Annotated in this window: 9 protein-coding genes; 8 read left to right on the top strand and 1 reads right to left on the bottom strand. The window is 67.8% G+C overall.

What is annotated here, in order from left to right; genetic code table 11:
• From G9473_RS00795 to G9473_RS00810, 4 genes are read left to right on the top strand one after another with little or no spacing between them, the layout of a single operon-like run.
• Positions 1 to 6,303: a hypothetical protein gene (locus tag G9473_RS00795; protein WP_291135040.1), complete on the top strand. Its 6,303-nt coding sequence runs from the start codon at positions 1 to 3 to the stop codon at positions 6,301 to 6,303.
• Positions 6,296 to 9,352, top strand: coding sequence for a CHAT domain-containing protein (locus G9473_RS00800; protein WP_291135042.1), 3,057 nt, complete (start codon positions 6,296 to 6,298; stop codon positions 9,350 to 9,352). The genes G9473_RS00795 and G9473_RS00800 overlap by 8 nt, the downstream gene beginning before the upstream one ends.
• 37 nt (positions 9,353 to 9,389) lie before the next feature.
• Entirely contained in the window at positions 9,390 to 11,480 is a 2,091-nt protein-coding gene (locus G9473_RS00805; protein ID WP_291135044.1) for an adenylate/guanylate cyclase domain-containing protein, read from the top strand.
• Between the two features lies 1 nt (position 11,481).
• Entirely contained in the window at positions 11,482 to 12,201 is a 720-nt protein-coding gene (locus tag G9473_RS00810) for a hypothetical protein (protein ID WP_291135046.1), read from the top strand.
• A gap of 64 nt (positions 12,202 to 12,265) precedes the next feature.
• On the opposite strand, the gene G9473_RS00815 is transcribed toward G9473_RS00810, so the two are convergent.
• Positions 12,266 to 13,639 (bottom strand): M24 family metallopeptidase, encoded by a 1,374-nt coding sequence (locus G9473_RS00815; protein ID WP_291135048.1) that lies wholly within the window; start codon positions 13,637 to 13,639, stop codon positions 12,266 to 12,268.
• Between the two features lie 298 nt (positions 13,640 to 13,937).
• Between G9473_RS00815 and G9473_RS00820 the strand changes: the two genes are divergently transcribed.
• The 4 genes from G9473_RS00820 to G9473_RS00835 are packed head-to-tail and all read left to right on the top strand — an operon-like array spanning position 13,938 to position 23,301.
• Entirely contained in the window at positions 13,938 to 15,314 is a 1,377-nt protein-coding gene (locus G9473_RS00820; RefSeq protein WP_291135049.1) for a multiheme c-type cytochrome, read from the top strand.
• On the top strand, positions 15,314 to 17,272 hold the full coding sequence (locus G9473_RS00825) for a heme-binding protein (protein ID WP_291135051.1): 1,959 nt from the start codon (positions 15,314 to 15,316) through the stop codon (positions 17,270 to 17,272). Before G9473_RS00820 ends, G9473_RS00825 begins: the two co-directional genes overlap by 1 nt.
• A 3-nt stretch (positions 17,273 to 17,275) precedes the next feature.
• Positions 17,276 to 19,117 (top strand): hypothetical protein, encoded by a 1,842-nt coding sequence (locus tag G9473_RS00830; protein WP_291135052.1) that lies wholly within the window; start codon positions 17,276 to 17,278, stop codon positions 19,115 to 19,117.
• Positions 19,117 to 23,301 carry a hypothetical protein gene (locus G9473_RS00835; protein WP_291135054.1) on the top strand — a complete coding sequence of 1,395 codons (4,185 nt, stop codon included), beginning with the start codon at positions 19,117 to 19,119 and terminating at the stop codon, positions 23,299 to 23,301. The genes G9473_RS00830 and G9473_RS00835 overlap by 1 nt, the downstream gene beginning before the upstream one ends.
• The last annotated feature ends 57 nt before the right edge of the window (positions 23,302 to 23,358 follow it).

Consider the following 23,358-nt stretch of genomic DNA (forward strand, 5'->3'; position numbering starts at 1 on the left):
ATGGCTTCGATGACCTCCAATCGTGCGCGGCTGATGCTCGGATGCGGCGGGGCTGCGCTGGCGTTGTCGCTGACGCTGGCGAGCGAAAAGGCGCAGGCGCAGGCATTCCAGGCGACCGAAAGCGTGGTTCAGGGTTCGGCCACGCGGATCGTTACGGGAACGAACAGCGAGACGATCCAGGTCGAAACCCCGACCGCCGTGATCGACTGGACTCCCGACGAAGACAATGCGGGCAATGCGCTCGATTTCCTGCCGACCGGTGCGACGGCCACGTTCACGAACAACGGAAGTTCCAATCCCGGTGCGGATTTCGCGGTGCTGAACCGCATCCTGCCCGCGGCCAATGGCAACATCACGGTGTTCGACGGAACCGTGATCTCCCGCATCGTCGACCTTGCCAACGGCACGAGTGTCCCGGGCGGCACGGTCGCTTTCTATTCCCCGACCGGCATCCTCGTCGGCGGCAACGCCAGTTTCGATGTCGGCAATCTCATTCTCACCACGCTCGATCCCGATCCGGCGAGCTTCGACGCCTTCACGACCGCGGCCGGGACGCTGGTGCTCGATGCGGGCGATGCGCTCGACGGGCGCATCCAGATCGATGCGGGCGCGCAGATTCTCGCAAGCGCGGAGAATTCCTATTTCGCCGCAGTCGGCGCCGAAGTGCAGGTGCTGGGCACCACGAACGTCAACGGCAGCCAGGCCTATGTCGCGGGCTCGCTGGTCAACCTGCGGTTCTCGAACGGCCTGTTCGATATCGAAGTGCCCTTCGGAACCGCGCTTGCCGGGCAGGTGATGGAGCTGGACGGCGATATCGGCGGCCCTTCGAGCACGGGCGCGGGCGACAACCACCTCATATATGCCGTCGCCAAGGCGTCGAGCAACCCGATCAGCATGCTGTTCAGCGGCAATCTCGGTTTCGCCCCGGCGGCGAGCGCGGGCATCGTCAATGGCGAGATCATCCTCTCGGCCAATTACGACGTGTTCGGGCGAAGCGTCGAAGGCGACAGCATCGACAATCCGGGCGCAACCTTCGAACAGGCGCCCGATCCTTTCGCCAGCCCGGTGGCACAGGCCGATATCAGGCTCGAGGATTTCACCTCGACCAGCTCGCTGCTCGCGATCACGCCCGACAATGTCGAGGCGACCGCCGTCGGCGGGGCGAGTTCGGTCGACGGCAACCTGCTGCTGGTCGGTCGGCGCAGCGCGGGCCTGACCGCGTCCGGCCAGACCTTCGACATCACGGGTGACGTGCTGGTGACGGCAACCAATGTCGGGGTCGCGTCATCGAGCCTGCCTGACCCGACGGTGATAAACGCGCAAGGGGGCAATGCCTTCATCGACGCAGGGGTGGGCGGGGTTATCACCATTGCGGGCAATGCCGACATCCTCGCCCGCGCGGTCGGCGGGGCCGAGGACATCAACGGCGAGGCCGGTACGGCGACCGGCGGCCAGGCCCTGCTCAGCGCAAGCGGAGGCGAAATCTCGATCCTCGGCAACACAGTGCTCGACGCCACCGCCATCGGCACCAACCAGGCATCCTTCCTCTTCACCGGCGCGACCTCGACCGGAGGCGAGGCGCGGGCCTTTGCCTTCGATGGCGGCCTGCTGTCGCTGGGCGGCTCCCTGTTGATCGACACCAGCGCGATCGGAGCCAGTGTCGACACGAGCGGCACGTCGACCGGGTCGGAAGCCATCGGCGGTTTCTCTTCGCTCGACGTCACCGGCAGCGACGGCGGCACCATCGAGATCGCGAGCGACGTCTTCATTATTTCCGATGCGCGCGGATCGGATTCGAACGAAGCCGGTGCGGGCGCACTCGGACAGGGGGGCAATGCCGGGATCTTCATCGACGGTCCCGGGTCGGTCACGATCGGCGGCGGCGTGAGCCAGCGCGCCAACGGGACCGGTGGGACCAATTTCGGGTTCGGCAGCGGCGGCGAAGGGCGCGGCGGGTCGGCCCGGACCTTCATCCCGAACGGGGGCACGCTCGATATCGGCGGCGGCCTGACCATGCTCGCCAACGCGCTCGGCGGGCGCGGCACGACCGGGGGCGACGCCTTCGGCGGCGCGGCCGGGATCGAGGTCGTCACCGGACTTGCCACGATCGCCAATTTCGTCGGTGCGAGCGCAAATGCCACGGGCGGCGATGCCGATTTCGGATTCGGCGGCAACGGCGGCAATGCCGAAGGCGGGCTGGCCTTCGTGCAGGCGACCGGCACGCTCGCAGCGAGCGCGACGATCGAAGCGGGCGGCGCAAGCGCCACGAGCACGGCTCGCGGCGGTCGAGGCGGACAGGGAGACTCCGATTTCGCGCCGGGCCGCGGCGGAGATGCGACGGGCGGCGATTTCGGCACGCCCAACCCGGTCGACCCGCAGTTCAACAACGGGGCCTTCGTCCTTGCGGGCGGGGACAACGGCAATATCATCATCAACGGCGGCGACGTAGGGGTCATTGCCAGCGCCGAAGGCGGCGAGGGCGGCGATGGCGGCAGCTTCCGCCCTGGCGGCGAGGGCGGCATCGGCCAGGGCGGGCTCGCCCAGATCGGCCTTTCGCTGCTCGGGCTCGACGGTTCGGTCGCGCAGGGCAGTTTCGACATCGCGGGGGCCTTCGTCGATGCGGACGGTGTCGGCGGTCCCGGCGGCAATGGCGACGTCCAAGGTACGGGCGGCGAAGGCCGGGGCGGGTTCGCCGCCTTCACCATCCGCGCCGGGACCGCAAGCGCGGACGTTGTCCAGATGTTCGCCGACGGGTTCGGCGGCGATGGCGAAGTGAGCGGTGCTGGAATCGGCGGAGCGGCCGGCATCCTCGGCAGCCTTGGCGGCGTGTTGACCATGAACGGCGCCGAATTCTTCGCCGAGGGCTTCGGCGGGGGCGGCAATACGGGCGGTGCGGGCAACGGCGGCGAAGCCTTCATCGACCTGCAGGGCATCGACGTCACGATCAACGGCGATCTCGAACTCAACGCGAGCGGTCAGGGCGGCGATTCCTTCGCCGAGGCCGGCGGCACCGGCACGGGCGGGACGGCCTTCATCGGGATCGACGGAACCACCTCCGGCACCGGCACGGTCACCGGCAATGCCGCGATCATCGCCAATGGCGAAGGCGGCGAAGGCGGCGAGGGCCTGCCCGGCGGCGACGGGGTCGGGGGCGAAGCCTTCATTCGCGCGCAGGCTGGCGGCACGGTCACGCTTGGTTCGGCGCAGGTGACGGCGAGCGGGCTAGGCGTTTCCGGTCCGTCTAACGGCGCCGGCAACGGGACCGGCGGGCGCGCCTTCATCGAAAGCTTCGATGCGGGCAGTTCGGTCATCATCCAGAACAACACGCCCGCCGACTTCTTCGACGTGTTCAACCGCGGCGCGATCGTTGCTGCGGTCGGCATCGGCGGCGATGCGACGGGAGGCAGCGGTGTCGCCGGGGTCGGCACGGGCGGCGAGGTCGAACTGCTCGCCACGGCCGGCGGGAGCATCGCGCTGCCCGCCGATCCGGCGGCGGATCCCAACAGCAATGCCGAGAACGGCATAGTGGCGCGCGGCTTCGGCGGCGGTTCGTCGATCGAGGGCGGCACGGCCGGGCAGGGCGTCGGCGGGGTCGGCACGATCACGGCCGATGGCGGCACGATCACCTCGGGCGCGATCACCTTCTCGGTCTTCGGCGTGGGCGGATCGGGCCTCGACAGCACGGTCGATACCTTCGGCGGCGAGGGTCTTGGCGGCGTGCGCGCGATCCAGGTGCGCGATGGCGGCGAGATCACCGCGGAATTCTCCGGCGGGATCAGCGGCGGGCTCGGCGGCGACGGCACGGGCGTCGGAACCGGCGGCGATGCGAGCGGGGGCACCACTCTCGTCGATGTCGATGGCGGCACACTCAATCTCGTCGGCCGGTCGGTCTTCGTCGACCAGTCGAGGGGCGGCAGCGGCCTTGCCGGCGGCAACGCGACCGGCGGCGCGGTCGATTTCCTCGTCAACAACGGGACGGTCAATTTCACCGCCAACGCTGCGGGCGAGGCGCTTGCGATCGTCGGCGGCGATATCTTCGGCGGCAGCGGCGAGGAGCAGGGCGGCTCTGCGTCCGGTGCGGTGGTCCTCGTGCAGATCACCGGCAGCACGGTCAGCGGGGGCGCTTTCGAGATCGCCGCCAATGCCTTCGGGGGCGAGGCGACGGGGACCGGCGGGATCGGCGGCGACGCAACCGCCGGGGACGCCCTGCTGGTCGCCAACCCCTCGACGATTTCGCTGGTCGGGCAGAACGTGATCTCCGCCCGGGCGGCAGGGGGTGATGGCGAGACTGCAGGCAGCGGGACCGGCGGCTTTGCCAGCATCGACCTGCTCGACAGCGAACTGACGGTCGCGCCCGATGGCAATGGCGTGGCCCGGATCACGATTACGGCTTTCGGCGAAAGCGGTCAGGGCACGATCGCGAACGGCTTGGGCGGAGGCGGTACGGCGCAGATCCTGCTCAACAATTCGACGCTTGCATCGGACGAAATCGAGTTGCTCGCCTCGGCCGATGCGGCCGCGAGCGTTACCGGAGCCTCGGGCGGGGATGCCTTCGCCGGCCTGATCGAGGTCATCGTCGAAACCGCTTCGACCCTTTCTGCGACCACAATGGTGCTGGATGCGCGCGCGCTGACGAATGCCGGAGGGAGCGCCTTCGGCGGCGAGGCGCTGCTTCTGGTGGGCTCGGCGGATGCAGGCGAACAGGTCGACATCGCCAACGAGCTGACCATGCTCGCGGATGCCTCGGGCGATGGGAACAGCGTGGTCGGTCGGTTCGAGGTCGCGTTGACCTCGGGTCTGATCGAGGCAGGCGCCTTTACCGCGTCTGCGCTTGGCGACACGATCGGCGATTTCGGGCCGTCGCTGGTGTCCGCGGTGGGCGGCGATTTTCTCGTATCCAATACCTTCCGGGTCGACGCGTTCGACGATTTCAGTGTCGAGGCCGGCCAGGGGGGGCTCATCGGCGGACCCGACCTGATCGATCCGACGGTGACGATCGACATCGAGACGCAAGGCACGCTCACCTTCCTCGGCGACGATGACAACGCGATCGATTTCGGCGGCCTGTCGATGGCCCTGACCTCGCGCGATATCGTGATCGAGGACGGCGCGCGGCTCGGCGCGGTGTCGATGATCTTCACTTCGCTCGACACGCTCAACCCGGCGATCCTCGGCGGGACGGGTACTCCGGGCGGCGTCGTCACGGACGAAGGCTATACGCTGATCGCGGAGGAGCTGGGCAGGCTCGACGTCGGCAGCTTCACCTTCACCCAGCCCGTCCTGCCGGGTGCCGGCACGAACGATCCCGACATAATCCTGCGCGATGCGACCGTGTTCGGTTCGGCCGATCCCGACGGCGGCGTTTCGGACGTGCTGATCGGCACCTTGGGGGCGGGCGGCATCATCCGGGTCGACGGTCTCGTCGAAATGATAAACGCGGCCCCGACCGACATCTTCACTCTCGAAGCGGACGAACGGATCGAGGTGGTGACGCCGGGCGGCATCCTCATCGGCGACACGGACGGCCTGCCGACGGGCGAACTCCTGCTCACCGCGAACGACATCTGGGTCGCGGATGCGACCCTCATCGGCCAGTTGCAGGACGATCCCTCCTTCGCCGGTCGCAACGACGAACTGGCCGTGGCCGCGACCGGTAGCGACGATCCGTTCGGCTATCTCAGTGCCGGGCGCGCCGATTTCGTGTTCGGCAATTCGCTGCTGGTCCGCAACACCGGCAGCGATACCGAGCAGGGCGGCATCACGGTCGGCGACGGGGGGCTGTTCCTGTTCGGGAGCGAGACCGCGAGCGGGGAACTCGACGTGTTCGCCTATGGCCGCCGCCAGCGGCCCGACGGGACCTTCGTGCTCGGCTCCGACTTCTTTTCGGAGGTCAATTTCAACATCAATGTCGGCAACACGATCTACACCGATGCGAGCGAGTTCAACGACTGCATCATCAACACCGGCGAATGTCCGAATGCGGTCACGCCTCCGCCCGTAACTCCGCCGCCGGTCGAACCTCCGAGCTTCGAGGAGGAAATCAGCGAGGTCGTGGCGAAAACGCTCAACCCATCGGTGATCGAGGAACCGGCGGAGCTTCCGCCTGAGGAAATCCCGCTGACCGAGCAGGAAAGCAATGACGAGTTCGGGGTGGATTTCCCCGGCCTGATCGAAGCTCCGCTGCTGAGCGAAGACCCGCTGCTGGACGATCCGGTGGCGAGCGGCGGCGACAGTTCGGCCTATGGGGGAGGAACTGCGGGCAGAGGTCTGTCAGGCGGCCCGGAAGGGAGCGATGATGAGTAAGCGCATAAAAAGGCTCGCAACTATCGTGATGGCCGGCGCGGTCGGCGGGACGATGCTGTGGACCGTGCCGAACGCTGCACAGGTGGCGAAGGAAACCCCTGTCAGCCTGCGCGACACTTTCCCGGTGGGCAGCAACGGGCTGTGCGAGGCGCAGATCATCGAGCCGGAGGCGGGCGCGGACCTGTTCGACCGGCGCTATTCGATCATCTGCCGCGACGCCGCCGCTCCGATCGGGACCATGTGGGTGGTGCGCGGCAGCTATGCCGACGCGCCCGAAAGCCGTTTCGGCCTGCCCGGCGCGACCTGCCGCAAGGCCGAGGACGCCGCCCCGACCGAGGGTCTTGCCGGAGCCAGCGAACTCGTCTGCGATGCCGCCGAGAGCCCGTTGCGCAGCCGGCTGATCGTCGGCGAGATCGGGAACCGCACCTATGCCGCAACCGGCTTCAACGCCTATGCTTCGGCGCTGCGGCTCGGCCTCGCCTCGCTCGCGACCGACCGGGTGGCCAAGGGCAAGGTCGATATCCCGCTCACCCAGGCGACCGATGCGCTCGCCTTCGCGCGCCAGCAGGCCGAAGCGATCTCCGCCGACCAGGCGCTGAGCGAAGCCTATCGCCGCTCGAACCAGGGCGAATTCGCCGAAGCGGCCGAATTCTTCGCCGCCTCTGCCGAGGTCCTGTCGGGCAAGGGCGCGGTCGATGCGCGGCTCAACGAGGCTCTGCTGCAATCCAATCTCGGCAACTACGCCGAGGCCGAGCGGCTGTTCGGCCTGACCCGCGCCGAAGCCTCGACGGACCCGGTGCTCGCCCGGCTGCAGCGCAATTACGAGACGATCCACGCGCTCAACCAGGGGCGCGCCGCTGTGGCGCTCGATCGGATCAACCAGCCTCTTGCCAATGAATTCGGCGATCCCGCGATGCTGCGCCGATTGATGATCGGCCCGGCGATGGCGAACCGGCTCGAAGCGGAAAACCAGAGCGCGGGCGGGACCTATTCGGTCTCGCTCACCCCGCTCGAACGCGCGCAGCTGCTCGACGGGCAGGCCGATTACCTGCGCGCGACCGCGCTCAGGCTGGTCGGCCGGGCGGGCGAGGCGACGGCCTACCTGCGCGCTGCGGATCTCGCGATGGCCGAAGTGCGCGGGGGACGGGTCGAATCCATCCTCTGGCTGCGCGCGCAGGTGCTCGGCGAACTCGCTGAAATCGCCGAGATCGAGGGCCGTCCTGCCGAGGCCGAAACCTTTCACAAGGACGGCATCGCGCTGCTCGAAAGCCGCTATCCCGAAAGCCCGGCATTGCAGAGCGCGCGCGCCCAGCTTGCCGGATTCTACGCCCGCGCCGGGCGCCGCGGGGAGGCGCTCGACCTTTATCGCGGGATCGTGGCCGATGCCGAAGGCCGCCCGCTGCCCGCGCTGCGCAGCTTGATGACGCCCTATTTCACGCTCCTGCTCGGCGGCGAGCCGAACGTGGCGGGCGATGCCTCGGCCGCTGCCGATATCTTCGCTGCGAGCCAGCTGCTCCAGCGTCCCGGCCTCGCCCAGACCCAGGCCGTGCTCGCGCGCGAACTGTCGGTCGGCAGCGACGAAGCGGCGCAATTGTTCCGCAAGACAATCAATCTCGGCCGCGCGATCGAGCGGCTCAGAAGCGGCATCGCGGAAATACAGACGATGGCCGAAATGACGCCCGAGACCGCGCAATTGCTGTCCGAACGGCAGGCGCGGCTCGAACAGCTCCAGGCCGAACAGGCCGCGGTGCTCGAAGCGCTCGCGCAATATCCGCGCTACCGGGCGGTGACAGGCTCCTCGATCGACCTCGCCCAGCTTCAGGACATCCTCGAGCCGGGCGAAGTCTACGTGAAGCTCGTCACGCTCGAGGAGAGGAGCTTCGTCATCTATGCGACCAAGGGTGATGCGCTGGCCTACCAGGCGGCGATCTCGCCCGAAGCGCTCGAGGAGGAGGTCGACCGCCTGCGCGAGACCATCGCCATTGCCGAAGGCGGGCGGGTGCTGACCTTCCCCTTCGATATCGAGCGGTCGCGCGCGCTCTACCTTTCGCTGTTCGAGCCCGTCGCCGAGCAGCTCCCGCAGATGGAGCACATCGTGTTCGAACCCGACGGGGCGATGCTGCGCCTGCCGATCAACCTGCTCGTGACCGACGATGAAAGCGTCACGCGCTACAAGGAGCGGCTCGCCGAGCAGGGCGACGACTACGATTTCACCGGCACGGCATGGCTGGGGCGCACGGCGGAGATCAGCACCTCGGTAGCCGCGACCGCCTTCCGCGACGTGCGCGCGGCAGCGCCCTCGGACGGTCGGCGCAGCTATCTCGGCCTTGGCGAGAACACGCCGATCGGGGAAAGCACGGCAGGCGGCGCGCGCACGCGGGCGGCGCTTGCAGGCGGCGAGAAATGCGCGTGGTCGCCCAATATCTGGGCCAACCCGATCGCGGCCGACGAGCTCTACACCGCCGCCGAGCGGTTCGGGCAGGGCGCCGCCGTGGTCACGCGCGACGAGTTCACCGACAGCAAGATCCGCACGCGCGAAGACCTGACCGACTATCGCATCCTGCATTTCGCCACTCACGGCCTCGTCACCGCGCCGCAGCCCGAATGCCCGCCGCGCCCGGCGCTGCTGACGAGCTTCGGCGACGAGGAGGATTCGGACGGCCTGCTGAGCTTCGCCGAGATCTTCGGCCTGAGGATCGATGCCGATCTCGTCATCCTGTCGGCCTGCGACACGGCCGGCGGGGCGACCATCGGCGCGACCCGCGAGGCGGGCGTCACCTCGGGCGGCGACTTCGCGCTCGACGGGCTGGTGCGCGCCTTCGTCGGGGCGGGCGGGCGCACGGTGCTCGCGAGTCACTGGCCTGTGCCAGACGATTACGACGCGACCAAGCGGCTGATCTCCGGCCTGTTCACCACCGACGGGGCCGAGACCGCCGAGGCGCTGAGGACGTCGCAGATCGACCTGATGGACAGCGCGGAAACCTCGCATCCGTTCTACTGGTCGGCTTTCGCGGTGGTCGGCGACGGCACGATCCCCGTGCGGCGCTGAGCCGCTGCGGGAAGCCGGCCGGAAAGCGGGAAGGCGCATGGCCGAACAGGGCGATAGCGGCGGGAGGCAGCGCGGCGGTTTCCTGGCGCGCGGCTGGCGTTCGATCCGCGAGGCGGGAACGCTGCAGCTTGCGGGCACCTTCGTCATGTTGCTGCTCGCGCTCATGGTCGCGCGGTTCAGCTGGACGCTGCCTTTCACCGACGTGCCCACACCGCTTACCAATGCGGCGGAGCGGGCGTTCTATGACCTGCGCAACTACTACGCAGCCGAAAGGGTGGAGCAGGACGACCGCATCCTGCTGGTGGTCTACAACGACCAGACGCTGATCAATGCGCAGAAACGCTCGCCGCTCGACCGGGGAATGCTGGCCGAGGCGCTGCGCAATCTCGATCAGCTCGAGCCCAAGGCGATCGGGATCGATATCCTGTTCGACCAGCCCCAGGCCGAAGACGATGAACTGATCGAGACCCTGCGCAACATGAAGACTCCGGTCGCGGTCGGATATGCCAATCTCGAGACCAATCGCGACGACCTCGTCTATGAACAGCAGGTCTTTCTGGATGAATTCATGTCCCGCCTCGAGGGCAGCAATGCGCGGCCTGCGAGCATCAGGCTCGACAATTCCTTCGGCGCAACACGCGTCTGGCCGAGCATCGAGCCGGGCCTGCCGCCGCTGCTCGGGCGGGCGATGCTGCGCGATGCGGGCCGCGCGCTCGGCGCGTTCGAGACATACGAAGGCGCGATCGACTATCGCCGCAGCCTTTACGAACAGCAGGCGGGGGCCGGCGAGGCGGAGGTTTCCGAAGAATTGTTCGAATCCGCCGCGATCGACCTTTTCGTCGATCTCGACCCTTCGATCCTGCCTTTCCTCAAGGAGCAGTACGGCGACCGCTATGTCCTGATCGGCGGCGATATCGTCGATTACGACCGGGTCGAGACGACCTTCTCCTCTGTCGACGGCAGGCTCCCGCCTGGGCTTGCGGTCCACGCCGAGCTTATTGCCCAGATGCTCGACGGCAAGGCGATGAGCCCGGTCCCGGGATGGGCGAAATGGGGCATGGCGCTGCTGGTGGTGGCGATCGCGGCGCTGGTCGCCCTGCTCGAATGGTCGACCCGCAAGCGCGCGCCGCTGCTGGTGCTGATCTTTGCCGTGCTGCTTGGGATACCCGTCCTGCTCGAGCTGCGCGATGTCGACACCTACGGCCTGCCCGCGGTGGGCTGGCTGATCGGCTGGGTGCTGGCCTTCACCGCGGTCACGACCACCGCGCGCGCGGCCGGGGCGAAGCAGCGCAGCTTCGCGCAAGGGGCGCTCGGCAAGTACATTCCGCGCGACATCGCGCAGGCGATCATCGACCAGCCCGAACTGCTCTCGCTGGGCGGGGAGAAGCGCGCGATCTACGTGCTGTTCTCCGATCTCGAAGGCTTTACCAAGATGAGCCACGCGATCCCGCCGGAAATGGTCGCGAAGCTGCTCAACCGCTATCTCGAAATGCTGAGCCAGGTCGTGCTCGACCATGGCGGGGTGATCGACAAGTTCGTCGGCGATGCGGTGGTCGCCTTCTGGGGTGCGCCGATCGCGCGCGAGGACGACGCCGAACGCGCCGCGCGGGCAGGTTACGCGATCTGGCAGGCGGGCGAGGAATTCCGCCGCGAGGTCGCTGCGATGGACCCCTCGCTCCCACCCATCGGCAAGACCCGCGTGGGCCTCCACTACGGTGAGGCGGTGATCGGCAATTTCGGCGGCGACACGCGCATCCAGTACACGGCGCTGGGCGATTCGATGAACACGGCGGCGCGGCTGGAAGCGGCCAACAAGCCCCTGCAATCGAGCGTCATGGCGAGCCGGGAGTTCGCCGAACAGAGCGGGCTCGACTGGTGGCGCGCGATGGGCCGGGTGCAGCTGCGCGGGCGGGCGAAACCGGTCGATATTTATGAACCCGCGCCCGATTTCCCGGCCGAGGACCGCGCGAAGCTCGAGCAAGCCTCGCGGATCGCCGCCGAGGATTCGCACGCGGCCGCGGCGCTGGTGGGCGAGGTCGTCGCTAGGCATCCGGGCGATGCTGCGCTAGAAAACCTCCATCACAGGATGCAGAACCTCTCGGAAGGGGGAGCTTATGTTCTCGGATAGAATGAAACGCCGTTTCTCGAAGGCCGCGCTGGTCGGCGCGGCGCTGGTGCTGCCGGCCGCCGCGATGGCGGGCGTGGTGGTGAAATCATCGGGCCCCTCGGCCTCGACCTACAAGGTCGGGACCAAGGTCGATGACGGTTCGTCGATCACGCTCAAGGCGGGCGACAGCGTCACCGTCCTGACCAGCCGGGGCACGCAGGTGCTCAAGGGCGCGGGCACCTACACCATCGGCGAAAAGCCCAAGGAGCCGCGCTACCGCTTCGCCAATTTCACCCGCCGGGGCGCCGCGGACAGGGTCCGGCTCGGGACCGTGCGCAACGCCGAACCGGGCAAGATCGAGCGGCCCAACATGTGGTATGTCGACCTCACCCAGGGCGGCACCACCTGCCTCTACGATTTCGGCACGGTGCGGCTGTGGCGTCCCGATGCGAGCGAGGCGGCGACCTACACGATGGTCGAGCCGGAAAAGGCCGACGCGGTCGAAATCGAATTCGAGGCCGAGGAGCCCGACCGGGTGCTGAACTCCGCGCGCCTCGCGCTGGTCGAGGGCCGCACCTATGCCGTGCGCGGGCCGGGCATCGATGCCGAGCCGGTGACCATGCAGTTCGCGCTGGTCGGCGCATACGAAACCCCCGAAGAACTCGCCACGATCCTCGTTGAGAAGGGCTGCGAGGCGCAGCTCGCGCTGATGGCCGACCGGCTCGAAGCCGACGCCGAATAGGATACGAGCGTAACGAGGAGGCGAGGGGGCGCCGCGGCTGGGCCGCGGCGCCCCCTCGCTCTTTTCACTCGGACGGAATCAGCGTCAGTTCGGTCTGCCGACCGTCGAGGAAGCGTACGGTCTCGCCGTCGAAGAAGGCGTCCTCCTCCGACCGGAAATCGACCCGCTGCCCGCCCCATTCGGGCACGGCGGCATAGCTGGTGAGCTCTATCGACCACGCCGTGTCGGGGCGCAGGCGGTATTCTCCGCGCGGGTCGGCGTCCTGGTTGTCCCAGAACCCGATCGCGCTGCCCGCGCCGTGGCCGTGGAGGCCGATGGGGTGGGAGTAGATCGACGGGTCGAGCTCCTCCGCGATCGCCCGCGCCCGCGCGGCAGCGAGCACTTCGTTCCCGCTGCGCCCGGTGGCGAATTTCTCCATCAGGATGTCTTGCACCCGGTTCGTGTTCGCAAGGCCGCGGCGCAGCCCCGCGGGTGCCTCGCTCTCGCCCGGCTTCAGGACATAGGCGAGATGCTGCGTATCGGTGTTGAGCCTGAGATAGGTGATCCCGAAATCGGTCCAGAGGAGGTCGCCCGGCTCGATCGTCACGTCCCCGCGCAGCATCCCTTGCGCGCCCTGGCGCTGGATGCCGACCGAGGGATGGAACCACGCCACAAGGCCCAGTTCCGCCAGCCGCTCGCGATACCACCACTCGACGTCTGCGGCGGTCGTCTTCCCCGGCGTGATGACCTCGCGCGAAAGAGCCTCGGCGATGAAGCTCCGCGCAAGCGCGACCACGCCCGGGTAAAGCGCCATCTCGCCCGGCGTGCGCGTCTCCAGCCAGCGCAGCGCGAGCGTTTCACCCGGCACGATGCGCTCGCGATAACGCTCGGGCAGGCGTGCGGTCATCGCGCGATACTGGCTGAGCGTCATGCCGTCGGCGAAGGCGGTGAGGTCGGAGGTGTTGATCGCGATGCGTTGCGGGTCGCGCGCGGCGATGATGTCGGCGACCGCCTGCCACTGGTCGGGCTGTGTCTCGGGCTCCCAGGCCGGCTCGAACAGGCCCGCAAGGCCGTAGCGGCTGACCGTGAGTCGCTCGACCGGCCGACCCTCGCCGGGATCGAACAGGACGAGGATGGTGCGCCTGCGCGCGTGAAAGCTCCTCGCATCGAGCATCGAGGCGAGCACAGGCTCTTCGAAATACTCGCGCGCGACCAGCACCCACATATCGATGCCCTGCTCGCGCATGAGGCTCGGCAGGAGCGTTTCGAGCCTTTCCGAAAGGACCCGGTCGATGATCTCCGCTCGCTTGCGCAGGGGCAGGACGGCGGGCGCGTCGCCCCGGGTTTCGACCACGGCCTCACCGGCGGCAAGCGCCGCCGATCCGGGGGCGAGGCCAAGCCCCGCCAGCAGCGCGAGCGCCGCGCCGATCCAGTCCCGTCCCCATCTTGTGGCCCCCATCGCGTCCCCCGATCATGCGTCTTCGTGCGAGTGCGATCATGGGGCTGGCCGCGGCCCGGTGTCAAACGCTTCGCGTCCCCTGAAGCCGGCACGATTTCCCGCGCCTTGGCGGGACTTTACAAGCCGTGCATGGGCTCTCCTGATAGCTTGCGTTTGAGGCTGCGGGTGATAGGCTGCGACCCGCTGCCAAGGCGAGGTGGGGATAGCCGGGCCGAGGCGGATCGAGACGGGTTGAGGCATCTCGCGGGGGGAAGAGATGACGACATTGCGGGGAAAAGCTGTCGCCCTTGCGCAGAGCATGGTCAGGTCCGTCATGGACGCGGGCCGTATTGGCCGGACCGGCATGGTCCGCGTGCTCGGCCTGTGCGCGATTGCGGCGCTCTATCCCGCCTCGCTCGCCAGCGGTAACGCGACCTTCGAAGGCGTCGCCAGTTGCGCCGGATCGACCTGCCATGGCCGCGCGGAAGGCAATGGCGCGGTCGTGCGGCAGGACGAGATCGCGACCTGGCAGAGCCCCTCCTCGCAAAGCGGTGCCCATTCGCGCGCTTACGCCGCGCTCGCCTCCCGCCGTGGGCAGCAGATCGCGGACAGCCTCGGCCTCGGGCGCGCGACGCAAGCGCCCGCCTGCCTCGGTTGCCATGCGACTTTTGCGCCCGCCGCGCAGCGCGGCGATCGCTTTGTCCTCTCCGAGGGGGTCGGCTGCGAATCGTGCCACGGTCCCTCGGGCAAATGGCTCGCCGAACATTACGCACGGCCCGCGACCCATGCCTCGAACGTCGCGGCAGGGCTCATCCCTCTGGAGAACCCGCAGGTCCGCGCCAACGTGTGCCTCGATTGCCATTACGGATCGGAAAAGCGCGGCCAGTTCGTCACCCACTCGATGATGGCGGCGGGCCATCCGCGCGTCTCCTTCGAGCTCGACCTGTTCAGCGCGTTGCAGCAGCACCACGACATCGACGGCGACTATATCGACCGCAAGGGCCGTCCCGACGCGGTGCGGTTCTGGGCGGTCGGCCAGGCCGAGGCGGTGCGCCGCGCGACGGGGCTGTTCGCGCAGCCGAAGTTCGCGATGGAGGGGGCCTTCCCGCAGTTCTATTTCTACGACTGCCATTCCTGCCACCGCACGATCACCGACGCGGCGCAGCGCAAGCTCACCTTCGAGACCAATCCCGGCCGCCCGATCCCCTTCGGCAACCCGCCCTTCAACGACGAGAACATCATCATGCTCTCCGCCGTCGCGGGCGCGCTGGTCCCGGCGCAGGCGGAGGATTTCCGCACCGCGAGCCGCAGCTTCCACAAGGCGATGGGCGAAGGCCCCGAAGCCGCCCGCACGGCGGCGAAAACGCTGTCCGCCCGTGCGGGGGCGCTGTCCAATGCGCTGAATGCGCGCGCCTATGGCAATGCCGATGCGTTCAGGGTCATCCGCCTGATCGCGGACGAGTCGACTTCGGCGCGCTTCACCGATTATGCCGGGTCGGTGCAGGCGGTGATGGCGATCGACACGCTCCTGAACGCGCTGGTCAAGGACGGGCGCGTGACCATGGCGGCAGCCGCGGGCATCCGCGCCGACATCAACCGCGCCTACCGCGCCGTGGCCGAGCCCAATGCCTACCGCCCGGCGGACTTCCGCAGCGCGCTTCGCAATGCGGCCAGCGCGATCGGCAGGCTCGGCTGATGCGCTTTCGCGGGGTGACAGCCCTCATAGCAGCGCCCGCGCTGGTGCTGGCCTCGTGCGGGGGCGGGGATTCCAATGCGCCTTCGGGCGGGGGGACGGGCGGCGCGCCGCCGGCCCCGCCGCCGCCTCCGCCGCCGCCCGCGGGCGGGCTCTACTCGGTCCCCGCTGCCGAGAGCCTGTCGAGCGCCGAGGTCGGGCGCATCGTCGCGCAGGCCGCCGCGCAGGCCGATGCGCAAGGAACGCCCGCCGTGATCGCGGTGACCGACCGGGTGGGCAATGTCCTCGCCGTCTTCCGGATGCCCGGCGCGCCCGCGCTTGCGAGCATTCCGGAGGCGCCCAACGGGCAGAACGTGGACGCGCAGGGGCTCGACGTGCCGGCCGAAGCAGCCGCCATCGCCAAGGCGATAACGGGCGCCTACCTGTCGAGCGGCGGCAACGCCTTTTCCTCGCGCACGGCGAGCATGATCGTGCAGGAGCATTTCCCGCCCGCACCGACCACCGTGGGCCTCGAAAGCGGGCCGCTGTTCGGCGTGCAGTTCAGCCAGCTTCCCTGCAGCGACCTCGTCTCCCGCGCGAGCGACGGGCTGATCGGGCCCAAGCGTTCCCCGCTCGGCCTGTCGGCGGACCCGGGCGGCTTTCCGCTTTACAAGAACGGCGTTGTCGTCGGCGGCGTCGGCGTGATGGCGGACGGGGTCTACGGGCTCGACGAGAATGTGCTCGACATCGACACCGACACCGACGAGCCGATCGCGCTGGCGGGCACGGTGGGATTCGAAGCGCCGGTCAGCATCCGCGCCGACCGCATCTTCGCCGACGGGACGAGCCTGCGCTTTTCAGATGCGACATACACCACGCTCGCCAATGTCGCGGGGGCGAGTTTCGCGGGAACGGCGGGGGCGCTGGTCGCGGTGCGGGGCTATTATCCGGGCGGCGCGCTGCTCGCCGGGGCGGCCTACGGCACGGAAAGCTCGGGCATCCGTCCCTCGACCCCGGCGGAGTTTTCGAACACCGACGCCTTCGTCCTGACGGACGGATCGGGGAGCAACCGCTACCCGGTGCGCGGCGGAACCGACGGGGCCGACATCGCCTCGCCGCTGACCGAGGCCGAGGCGCGCGCGATCCTCGAGGAAGCCTTCACCGTGATGAGCCGGGCGCGCGCGCAGATCCGCCAGCCCTTGGACAGCCGCGCGCAGGTGACGATCAGCCTCGTCGACACGCGCGGGCAGGTGCTCGGCATCGTGCGCTCGCCCGACGCGCCGATCTTCGGGACCGACGTGTCGCTGCAGAAAGCGCGCACCGCCAATTTCTTTTCCGCGCCCTTCGCCGCCGCCGAACTTTCCGCGGCAGCGGGCGAAGTGCCCGAATTCGTCCAGCGGGTGAGGAGCTTCCTCGGCGATCCGAATGCGCTCACCGGCACTTTCGCTTTCGCCGACCGGTCGGGCGGGAACCTGTCGCGGCCCTATTTCCCGGATGGCGAGGTGGGCACGCCGCACGGGCCGCTGTCGCGCCCGATCGAACAGTTCAATCCCTTCTCGACCGGCCTGCAATCGGCGCTGATCGTCGGCAACCTCGCGCAGCATCTCGGCTTCGTCACCGGAGCCGCCGCGAACGACACGCCCGACAATTGCACGACCCTGCCCGAAGTCACGCCGGGCGCGAGCCGGCTCGGCAACGGCATCCAGATCTTCCCCGGATCGGTCCCGGTCTATCGCGGCAACACGCTGGTCGGCGGGATCGGCGTGTCGGGCGACGGGATCGACCAGGACGACATGATCAGCTTCCTCGGCCTGCACAATGCCGGCGTGCGCGTGGGCGGGATCGGCAATGCCCCGCGCGATATCCGTGCCGACCGGATCGTGGTGCAGGTCGGCGGACGGCAGGTGCGCCTGCGCTACGTCAACTGCCCCTTCGCGCCGTTCCTCGACACGGCCGAACAGAACGTCTGCGAGGGGCTGTAAGCAATGTCGCTCCTGCTCCTCCCCGCGGCCCTGTTCGCCCAGAGCGCCCCTCCGCCCGAGGAAGCGGAGCCGCCTTCCGAGCAGCAGCCCGAATGGGAAAAGGACGCGCCGCCGGTCGACCCCGAAATCATCGAGGGGCGCGAGCGGCCCGGATTCAACGAGGAACTGCCCGAGCCGATCGAGCAGGAAAACGAAGGCGCGGTGCGCGCCCCGCCGCCGCAGGCCTTCCCGACCGACCAGGTTCCCGTGCCCGACCGCTGGCGGCTGGTCGAAAGCCTCGGGCTCGTGACCGAGAACCTGCTCGATCCCTACAATCAGAACACCTACAAAGGCGACCGGCCGATCAACCCGGACAAGGTGCCGTGGCTGCCGATCACGGGCGACGACTGGTTCTTCGTCGCCAACCTCATTTCCGACACGGTCTACGAGCCGCGCACCTTCCCCATTCCCGTCGGCATCCAGACGACCGAGGATCCGGACCGGCTCGACGTCTTCGGCAATGATTTCTCGACCGTGCTGTCGCAGACCTTCATCGCGGGCTTCGCGCTGCTCAAGGGCTCGACCGCCTACAAGCCGCCCAGCGTCGAATACCGCGTCACGCTCGCCTACAACGTCAATTATGTCGACGTGCCCGAGCGGCGCGTGCTGTTCGTCGAGCCCAGCCTCGAAAGCGACCGGCTCGACCATTTCCTCGGCGTGCAGGAAGCCTTCGTCGATTACCACTTCACCGAGTTCGACACCTCGCGCTTCGACTTCATCTCGATCCGCGCAGGGATCCAGCCGTTCCAGTCCGATTTCCGCGGCTTCCTGTTCAACGACCAGCAACTGGGCGTGCGGCTGTTCGGATCGCGCGATAACAACCGCGTGCAGTTCAATTTGGGCGCGTTCTGGCGGCTCGAGAAGGACACCAATTCGGGTCTCAACTCGATCGTGCAGTCCCCGCGCGACGACCTTGTTTTCGTGGCCAATCTCTACCGGCAGGATTTCCTGATCCCGGCGCTCACCAGCCAGTTCACCGTCGTCTACAACCGCAACCGCGAAGGCGACGACATCGAGATAGACGACAACGGTTTTCCGGTGCGCCCCGCGCTTCTCGGCAATCTGCGCGGGCGGGACTACGACGTGGTCTATCTCGGCTACAACGCCGACGGGCGGATCGGGCGGGTCAACATTACCGCGAGCGCATATTGGGCGCTGGGCGAGAACCGCGACAATTTCTTCACCGGGCGCCCGTCCGACATCAACGCGCAGTTCTTCGCGGCAGAGCTGAGCTACGACAAGGACTGGATGCGCTTTCGCCTGTCGGGCGCCTACCAGAGCGGCGACAGCGACCCGTTCGACGACGAGGAAACGGGCTTCGACGCGATTTTCGAGAACCCGGTCTTCGCGGGCGCGGACACGTCCTACTGGATCCGCCAGACCATCCCCTTCGCCGGCGGCGGGCGCGCGGTGTCGGTCAACGGGCGGAACGGCCTGCTCAACAATCTTCGTTCGTCGAAGGAGCAGGGCCAGTCGAATTTCAACAACCCGGGACTCATACTAGCCGGGGTCGGCGCGGATTTCGACCTGACGCCCGAATTCCGCCTTTCGGCCAACGCCAATCACCTGTGGTTCGAGGACACGGCGGTCGTCCAGACCCTGCGCAACGAAGGCTCGATCCCGCGCGAGATCGGTTTCGACCTGTCGGCGGCGGCGATCTGGCGGCCCAAGGCGACGCAGAACATCGTCGTGCGCCTGTCGGCTGCGACCCTGCTCGCAGGAGACGGCTTTCGCGACCTGTTCGACAATCTCGGCAATGACAACGAGTTCTATTCCGTCCTCGCTAACGTGGTGCTGACCTACTGATGGCTGTGTTTCGCTCCTTTTCGCTCCGCCACCTCGCGCTGCTGGTCGCTGCGCTCACGCTCGGCCTTGCCATGCTGGGCGGGGAAGTGCTGGCGGCGGACAAGGAGAAGCCGGTCAAGCGGGATTACAGCCGCGTTACCGCGCCGCCCGCGCCCGCGCGGCAGTCGGTGTCGGAAATGCTGGCGAAGTCGGAAGGGTGCAACACCTGCCACGTCAAGACCGATGCGCCGACGATGCACCTCTCGCCCGCCGTGCGGCTCGGCTGCACCGACTGTCACGGCGGCGATGCGAGCGTGCGCGGCAATTCCGAGCTTCCGCACGACCATCCCGACTATATCGCCGCGCGCGACCGCGCCCACGTCCTGCCGAAATATCCCAAGAGCTGGCACTGGCCGTCCTCCGCCAACCCGGAGCGGTCCTATGCCCTGCTCAACAAGGAATCGCCCGAATACGTCAAGTTCGTGAACCCGTCCGACTACCGCGTCGCGCGCGAGGCTTGCGGGGCGTGCCACATCCAAGCGATCGAGGCGGCGGAACGCTCGATCATGGCGACGGGCGCGATGTTGTGGGGCGGTGCGAGCTACAATAACGGGATCCTGCCGTTCAAGAACTACCTGCTGGGCGAAGCCTATACGAGGAACGGCGAGGCGGCGAAGATCGTCACGCCGACGGGGCCCAGCGGCGAACTGACCGAGGCTCAGAAAAAGCGCGGCGTGCTCGCCGAGATGTATCCGCTGCCGACCTGGCACGTCATCCCGCCGGGCGACATCTTCCGCGTGTTCGAGCGCGGCGGGCGCACGATCAACTCGCAGTTTCCCGAAATCGGCATTCCCAACCCGACGGGCCAGATCCAGCGACTGGAAGAACCGGGCCGGCCCGATCTCAAGCAGTCGAACCGCGGCCCCGGCACGGGGCTCAGGGTGGCGATCCCCGTGCTCAACATCCACAAGACCCGCCTCAACGACCCCTTCACCTGGTTCATGGGGACGAACGACCAGCCGGGCGATTATCGCCATTCGGGCTGCGCGAGCTGCCATGTCGTCTACGCCAACGACCGCGAGCCGCGCCATTCGCTGATCTATTCCAAGTATGGCCGCGACGGACAGTCCATCACCGTCGATCCCACCATCGCGGGCAAGGCGCAGGAAAGCCATTACGGCGAGAAGGACCATGGTCATGATGGCAAGGAGGGTGGCGAAAGGGCACTGGGCCACGGCGGGCTGAAGCAGCCGGGGGTCGCCTATGACGAGGAACCCGCGCTTGGCGCGCTCGCCGGGCTCAAGAACGAGGAGGACGGGCTCCTGACACCGGACGGCAGGCCCAAGGAGAAGGGCCACCCGCTCCAGCACGTCTTCACGCGCAGCATCCCGACCAGCCAGTGCATGAACTGCCATATGCACCAGCCCAACATCTTCCTGAATTCCTACCTCGGCTACACGATGTGGGACTATGAGAGCGACGCGCCCTTCATGTGGCCGGCCAAGCAGAAATACCCTACCGCCGACGAGGTGCGCGCCGTGCTCGACCGCAATCCCGAAGGCGCCGCGCCGCGGGGCAAGTGGGCCGACCTCGACTTCCTGCGCAATGTCTACGATCTCAATCCCGAGCTGAAGGACACCCAGTTCGCCGACTATCACGGCCACGGCTGGAATTTCCGCGCGATCTTCAAGCGCGACCGGGAAGGCAACCTGCTCGATGCCGACGGGAACATCGTCGACAACGACGACCCCGAGAAATGGCGCCGCGAGGGCGAGGGCAAGTTCGTCGAACCCGGCACCAATCCGGGCAAGGCGGTGCATCTCATGTCCATCCACGCCGAAAAGGGGATGCAGTGCGCGGACTGCCATTTCGAGCAGGACAGCCACGGCAATGGCCTCATCTACGGCGAGGTCGCCAATGCGATCGAAATCTCCTGCAAGGACTGCCACGGGACGGCCGACGCCTATCCCACCTTGCGCACCAGCGGCCCCGCCGCCCCGCCCAAGGGCCACGACCTTGCCCTGCTGCGCAATCCCGACGGCAAGCGCCGCTTCGAATGGATCGATGGTGAAAACGGCACGCGCCGCCTGATCCAGCGCTCGATCGTCGATCCCGAGCTCGAATGGGAAGTGAGCCTCGTCAAGAATTCGGTCGAGCCGGATTCGAGCGAATTCAACCCCAAGGCCGCGCGCGCCAAGCTGATGAGCCGATACGGCGCGGAAACGGGCAATTTCGAATTCGGCACCGGCATCGCGCAGGAGGACCGCGCGCACCGCGACGGCGAGATGGCGTGCTTCACCTGCCACCTGTCATGGACGACGAGCTGCGGCGGTTGCCACCTGCCGATCGAGGCGAACTGGAAGACCAAGAGCCACCGCTACGAAGGCGGCGAGACGCGCAATTTCGCGACCTACAACCCGCAGGTCGCGCGCGACCAGATGTTCCAGCTGGGCAAGCACCAGACGACAAAGGGCAGCCAGGTCGCGCCCGTGCGCTCGTCCAGCGCGCTGGTCCTGTCCTCGACCAACATCAACCGCGAACGCATATACGTCCAGCAGCCGCCGATTTCGGCGATCGGCTTTTCCAGCCAGGCCTTCGCCCCGCATTTCCCGCACACCGTGCGCACGACCGAGACCAAGACCTGTTCTGACTGTCATCTGTCGGAAAAGGACGACAACAACGCGATCATGGCGCAGCTCCTGCTGCTCGGCACGAATTACGTCAATTTCGTCGGAATGCACGCCTGGACGGGACAGGAGGACGGCTTCACCGCGATCCGCGTGACCGAATACGACGAGCCGCAGGCCGTGCTCGGTTCCTACCTCCACCGCTATGCCTATCCCGATTACTGGCGTCGCCACGTCGAGGACAACGACCGCGAGTTGAAGGACTGGATCCGCGGCAAGACCTTTGACGGCGACCTGTCGGGCGAGACCAAGCCGTTCGAGGAATTCGTCAACACGCATGAAGGCACGTCGGACAGGGTCGGCTGCCTGCAACTGCGCGGCGAATATATGTTCGTCGCCGAGGGCAAGGGCGGTTTCCGCGCCTACGACGTCGCCTCGATCGCGAATAAGGGCGTGTCCGAACGAATCCTGACCGCGCCTTTCTCAGCGCTCGGCCACGACACGCACGTCGACACCGAGAACGCGACCTGCATGGCGCTCGCTACGAACCAGCCGATCGCGCCGGACCGCAACACGCCCCAAATGCGGGAGATGAACCAGGAGCAGCCGTTCCTGCCGATATACGACTACGCGGTCATCACCGACGCGGTGGAAGGGCTGGTGCTGGTCAACGTCAACACGCTTGCCGACGGGGAATTCCGCAACAACCAGTTCCGCCGGATGGAATTTGCCGACGGGTCGGATGCGTGGAACCCGGGCGGGGTGCTGAACGGTGCGCGCCACGTCCACCTCGCGGGGGAGATCGCCTATATCGCCGCCGAGCGCGGTCTGGTCGTGGTCGATCTTTCGGAACCGAAAGCGCCCAAGGTCGCCGCGGTGCGCGAGCTTCCCGATGCGCGGGCGAGCGCGATCCAGTTCCGATACCTGTGGGTTTCGGACGCCGAAGGCGTGAAGCTGTTCGACGTGACCGACCTGCGCAATCCGGTGGCCGTGCCCGAGGCGACCGTGCCACTGGCCGATGCGCGGCGCATCTATGTCGCGCGGACCTATGCCTATGTCGCGGCGAAGCGGGACGGGCTGGTGATCCTCGATGTCGAAAAGCCGCGCGCGCCCGAGGTCTACCGGAAGGTCACGCTGGGCGGCAGTCTCAACGATGCCGAGGACGTGATCGTTGCCTCGACCAATGCCTCGCTCTTCGCCTATGTCGCGGACGGGGTGAACGGGGTGAAGGTGCTGCAACTGACCAGCCCCGACAGCCAGCCCAATTTCTACGGTTTCAGCCCCGCGCCTGTCCCTGAGATGATCGCCTGGGCGAGGACCTCCGCGCCCGCCATCGCGCTTTCCAAGGGGCTCGACCGCGACCGCGCGGTGGACGAGACCGGCGGGCAGATCGCGGTGTTCGGCAGGCTCGGCTCGCGGCCTTTCACCCGGCCCGAAATGGAGCGGCTGTTCATGACCCGCTCGGGCGTGCCGTGGAAGGTGTCGGACGCGGCCGACATGGGAAGCTGGGTCGGGCGCGAGGTTGCCGTGCCCCGCCGCGCGCGGGCGCCTGCAGCCGGAGCCGGCGGGGGCCGGTAGGAGGAGGGGGCCGCTCGGCCTTCGGCCTCGCGGGTTTTTCGGTATGCGAGAGGGCGC

It is taken from the genome of Erythrobacter sp. (genome assembly GCF_011765465.1).
Lineage (GTDB): Bacteria > Pseudomonadota > Alphaproteobacteria > Sphingomonadales > Sphingomonadaceae > Erythrobacter.